Origin of the sequence: Variovorax boronicumulans NBRC 103145, assembly GCF_001591345.1 — a bacterium.
Taxonomy (GTDB): domain Bacteria; phylum Pseudomonadota; class Gammaproteobacteria; order Burkholderiales; family Burkholderiaceae_C; genus Variovorax; species Variovorax boronicumulans.
The window spans coordinates 1-3,863 of record NZ_BCUS01000227.1 but is presented as its reverse complement, the minus strand read 5'-3'; the positions used below and the strand labels follow the sequence as shown (position 1 = coordinate 3,863).

General features: G+C 72.6%; 2 protein-coding genes. Both read left to right on the top strand.

Features of this window, described 5'->3' with window-relative positions:
* On the top strand, positions 1 to 742 hold a 742-nt coding region (locus VBO01S_RS32940; protein WP_502688680.1), incomplete at its 5' end, for a M48 family metalloprotease.
* Positions 739 to 3,863, top strand: a 3,125-nt coding sequence (locus tag VBO01S_RS31000) for a DUF4011 domain-containing protein (protein ID WP_157627539.1), incomplete at its 3' end; no start/stop codon positions are given. The genes VBO01S_RS32940 and VBO01S_RS31000, both read left to right, overlap by 4 nt.

The following is a 3,863-nucleotide window of genomic DNA, read 5'->3' as shown; positions in this document are numbered from 1 at the left end:
GAGCCACCTGCAGGCCGCGCGGCGCCATGCGCTGTACACCGAGGCCTTTGCCGACCGCGGCGGCTGCGTGGCCTGCGGCGCGCTCGAGCCCGCCGTGAGCGCGCTCATCAAGATCGAGACCGGCCTCACGCAGGTCAACGTGGCGAGCTACCTGGCGCAGGCCGAAGAGATCTGCGCCGCCCCCAACAACAAGGCGCTGCAGACGCGCGGCGTGAGCCACCCCGAGGTGTTCGTGCGCGCCCGCGCGCTGCGCCTGTGGGCCGGCCGCGAGCACGACGCCGACGAATGGCTGGCCGCCGCGCTCGAAGGTCCGCTCGACCTGGGCACGCTCGACATGCTCGGCCAGCAGCGCGTGAGTGCCCTCACGCGCGGCACCCTGGCGCAGCTGCTGCAGCGGCCCGTGCTGCAGTCGGACTCGCTGCTGGCGCATGCGCGCCGCTTCTTCCCCGACTTCGCGCCGCCCACGTCGGCGATGCCGCCGCCCGAGCCCGCGCCCGCCGGCCTGCACGACTACCTGGCCAGCGTGCTGGTCGACTTCGTCGCCGCCGATCCCGAAATGGACGACGTCACCCTCGCCGCCGCGCTGGGCCTGGCCGATGCGCTCGGCTGCGACACGCCCTTCGAACAGCGCGTGCTGAAAGACCTGGGTCTGTCCAAGCGCAACTTCACCCGCGTCAAGCGCGACGCCGCCGCCCTGCTCGACAAGGCCGCCACTTCTTCTTCGCAGGCTGCCGCCGCATGACCCTCGCTCCCGCCCCGCTCCTGCAACTGCTCGCCACCGCCGAGGCCCACGGCGGCCTGCAGACCGACGACGTGCTCAAGCTCGTGCTGCCGCTGCTGCGCGAGGTCTCGGCCCTGCACGAACTCGGCCACGTCGCCGCGCTCGGCAACGCCTTCGCCTACCGCGTGACCGACGCGCCCGCCGAACCCGCGCTGGCGCTCGTCCAGCCTGAAGGCACGGCACCACGTCGCCATCCCGAGGCCATCGCGCCACTCGAACAACCCGCCGCCTCCGTGCTGCGCGTGGTCGGCGAAACGCGCCTGACCGTCGATGCCGAAGCCGGCGTCGCGCTCGAGAACCTCGCGGTGATGCCCGAGGCCGGCCCCGACACCGTGCCCACGCGCCCCGTCTACCTGCCCGGCTACGCCGCGTGGGAACTGCGCTTGGGCCACCACGACGCGCTCGGCGACATCCTGTGCCTGGGCCAGGTGCTGGCCAGCCTGTCATGCGGGCTCGACTTCACCGACGGCGACGACCTGACCCGCTTTGCCACGCACCGCGGCAACCTGTTCGAGTTGAACCGCCGGCTGCACCCCGTGGTGGCCGCCGTGATCTTCGAGATGACCGCGCTCGACCGCCACGAGCGCGCACGCGACCTGCCCTCGGTCATCCGCCGCCTCGAGACCTACCGCGACCAGCCCGTCGACCTCGGCCTGGACCGCATCGCACCGGCAAGGGACGGCGCGGGCCAGCGCCGCCAGGCGATCCAGCTGCACCTGCGCGACCGCCTGTTCGACCTGTCGCGGCGCAACCGCCTGCTGTACTTCAAGCCGACGCAGGCGCATGTGAACCTCACCATCGCCAGCGTGCCGCTGGTGGTCGACCTGAACAGCATCCGCACCGACCAGCTGTGCGTGTGGGACGGCCGCTTTGCCGCCGACATCGCGAGCTGCGACCCCGTGCCGCTCGCGCGCTGGCTGCGCTTCGAAGACCAGCCTTACCTGCCCGGCGCGCTCGACCGCATCCTGCAGGAGGCGCGGCGTGACCGCGCCGAGTACGGCTTCTCGCAGCTGTCGCTGGTGATCGCCTTCCTGCGCTGGCACAACCTCAAGGAGGGCGAAGCCGAACGCGCCGAGCGCATCGCCTCGCCGCTCTTGATGCTGCCGGTGGAGCTCACGCGCAAGAAAGGCGTGCGCGACCAGTACCTGCTCGAAGCCTCGGCCAGCGAGGCGCAGGTGAACCCCACGCTGCGCCATCACCTGCGCCAGCTCTACGGCATCGCGCTGCCCGAGGCGGTGGACCTGCGCGAGACCTCGCTCGAACAGTTCCACGCCCAGCTGTCGGCGCAGATCGCGCAGAGCGAACCCGGCGTGCAACTGCGGCTGGTGAAGCAGCCCGAGATCGCCGTGATGCACCAGCGCGCGCGCCAGCGGCTCGAACAGTTCAAGCGCCGCACCCGCGTGCGCTCGCCCTCGGCGGTGCCGGTGGCCGCGCAAGACTTCAGCTACGCGCAGGACGACTTCCGCCCGCGCGGGCTGCAGCTGTTCCATGCTCGCGTGCGCCCCGTGCCGCTGCCGGTGCGCGAGGCCATCGGCGGCGCGCCGCAGCCGCGCGCGCCGCAGATGGCGGCCACGGCCACGACCGACACCAGCGACACCGAGCGCAAGACCTTCGCGCTGCGCGAGAGCAGCGGCAACCCTTACCAGTGGGACATCGACCTCACGGCCGTGACGCTGGGCAACTTCAACCACCGCAAGATGTCGCTGGTGCGCGACTACTCGGGGCTGGCCGAATCCGACCTGGCGAGCGAGGCCTTCGACCGCGTGTTCTCGCTGCAGCCGCGCCGCGTCGACGGCGAGACGCCGCCCGCGCTGCCGCTGGCCGACCAGTGGCCCGTGGTGCAGGCCGACGCCACGCAGACCGCCGCGGTGGCGCTGGCGCGCACCGGCACCAGCTACATCATCCAGGGCCCGCCGGGCACGGGGAAGTCGCAGACCATCACCAACCTGATCGCCGACTACGTGGGCCGCGGCCAGCGCGTGCTGTTCGTCTGCGAGAAGCGCGCCGCCATCGACGTCGTGTTCCACCGCCTGCGCCAGCAGGGGCTGGACGAGCTGTGCTGCATGATCCACGACTCGCAGGGCGACAAGAAGGCCTTCGTGCAGAACCTGCGCAAGACCTACGAGCTGTGGCTCGAAGCGCCCGGCACGCTGGCCCAGGAAAGCACCGAGCGCACGCAGGTGCTCGACGCCATGGACCTCGACCTGCGCGCGCTCGAACGCTTCGACACCGCCATGCACGACGTGCCCGAACACATCGCCGTGACGCTGCGCGAGCTGCTCTCGCGGCTGGTGGCGCTCAAGGCCGGTGATCCGTCGCTCACGCCGGTGCAGGCCGAGGCGCTGCCCGCCTTCGCGGCCTGGCGCCGGCACGCGGAGCTGGTGTCGCGCCTGCACCTGGCCGTGACCGAAAGCCTGGGCGCGCCCAGCTTCGCGCAGCATGTGTTCGCGCAGCTCGCGCCCTCGCTGCTGGCGCAGGAGAAACCGCTGGCCCGGCTGGTAGAGCGCAGCGAACGCGCCATCGACCTGAGCGCCCCCTGCCGCGATGCGCTGGTCGACGCCTGGCCGCCGCTGGCCGAGGCCGGCGTGCTGTGGCGCGATGCGCTGGCCGTGGTGGCCGATGCGCGCAGCGTCGCGGCGCTGGCCGCGCGCGGCCAGCTGGCGCTGCTCGACGCCGCGCACCCGAGCAGCCTCGCGCTCGGCAACGCCCTGAACGAAAGACGCACCCTGCAGCAGGCGCTCGACGCGCAGCTGCAGCGCACCGCCCACTGGCGCGACAAGCTCTCGCCCGGCGACACCGAAGCCGCGCTGGCGCAGGCCCGCGCGCAACAGGGCTCGCTGCTGCGCTGGCTGCAGCCCTCGTGGTGGCGCCTGTCGGGCGAACTCAAGCGCCGCTACGACTTCGCCGCCCATGCCGTGCGCCCGCAGCCCAGCCAGATCCTCGAAGACCTGCGCGCCGAACAGGCCGCGCGCACCGCGTTCGACCAGCAGGCGGCGCGCCTCGAGGCCGACTACGGCTGCACCGACGCCGAGGCTTTCGCGCAGCAGCTGCAGGCGATGCGCGGCATCGACGCCGGTGCCGG